This window comes from Polaromonas sp. P3_C2 (assembly GCF_056402675.1).
This window is the reverse complement of sequence record NZ_JBFUGX010000930.1, coordinates 1-1307: the sequence shown is the minus strand read 5'-3', so window position 1 is coordinate 1307 and position 1307 is coordinate 1. Positions and strand designations below refer to the sequence as shown.

Sequence of the window (1307 nt, the reverse complement as noted above, 5' to 3'; positions counted from 1 at the left end):
GACGAGACTTGATCACGTAGATCGGACGTCACGACTATCTCACCGGGCCCCGCCAAAGTACAGACGCGCGCTGTCAAATTCACGTCTGTGCCGTAAATGTCATGCTGGTCGGTCACAAAGCTCGCCAAATGGCCGCCCATGCGCAGATGCATCTGTTGCTCTGGGCGGAAGGCAGCATTGGCCCGTTGGCAGAAGTGCTGAATAGCGAAGGCTGCTTTGACAGACCCTTGGGCGCCGGCAAATTCCAGCATTAAACCGTCCCCCAGGCTTTTGACGATGCGCCCGCCATGCAGCGGCAGAATTTGCTGCTCAATCTGCTGTACCAGTTCTTGCCACCGCCGCACAAAACCATCTTGATCCTGCTCCATGATCCTGACGGACTCCACCACATCCATGACCAGCAGCACCTTCGTGCTTCGGTTCATGTGTGCCGGTAATTCCATTAGGGAGTGCATCGTAAGCGGTGTAACAATTTTTTACCTCCTCATTTTGTAGGAGGAAGTGCGCGTAATAAACACCTGATGTGCTACGGGCTCCTCTGTTGCCTCGCAGTGTTGTATCAGTGTTGAATTGTCGGTCATTCAGAGGAGTGAACATCAATCAATAGTTCACAAAAACCTCGCGTTGTGAGATTAGGGGCTGGTAGGTCGGATGCCGCAAGGCGGCGCGGCATTGTTGGTCCTTCGCGTGCGAAAACGCCTCGCAGCGACACGACAGGATGCAAGCTGCCGCTGTAGCCGGCTGCGTGCTCATGCCGGTCAAGTCTAATCTTTTGGTTAGCCGCACATCATAGAAACCACCGGTGACCACTTTTGATCAGGTGATCAGGGGCTGTGTCAGGCGGCTTACTCAGATAGTGCCGGGCCGGCTCAAGCAAGGCTGAGAGTCTTTTGCTGTGCAGCCTGTTGCGCCAGCGTCTTGTAAAACGGCGTGAAGTCCGGCTCCGTCAGCCGCAGCAGCGCTTCAAAACTGTCGATCACAAAATACTGCTGCTGGAAGCTGTCGATCTTGTAGGTCGACGACATGCAGCGCAGCAGGTCGGCATTGTCCCGCAGCGCGATGCGCCTGGGCTCTGCAGACTCCACGCTCCAGGCCAGTTCGCCGGGGCTGCTGAGAATGCCGGCGCCGTAGGCGCGGACTTCATCGTTGCCTTGTTTGTCGCGCATCAGGCCAAATTCGATGGTGTACCAATACAGGCGCGACAGCATTTCGACCGCGCCGGGAATCGGCTGGGCGCCGTGCTCCAACGCATGCGCTTTCAGCGCGCCCTTGCCATAGGTCTGGATGTGATCGGCGTAGCTCGGGTC

The 1307-nt window shown here is 56.9% G+C and carries 1 protein-coding gene and 1 pseudogene; both read right to left on the bottom strand.

The window, feature by feature from the left end:
* Positions 1-425 (bottom strand): adenylate/guanylate cyclase domain-containing protein (locus tag AC1DWI_RS23500; RefSeq protein ID WP_477725956.1); only part of this gene is annotated, 425 nt, incomplete at its 3' end.
* Between the two features lie 444 nt (positions 426-869).
* Positions 870-1307: pseudogene (locus AC1DWI_RS23495) on the bottom strand (phenylalanine 4-monooxygenase); the annotation flags it as partial.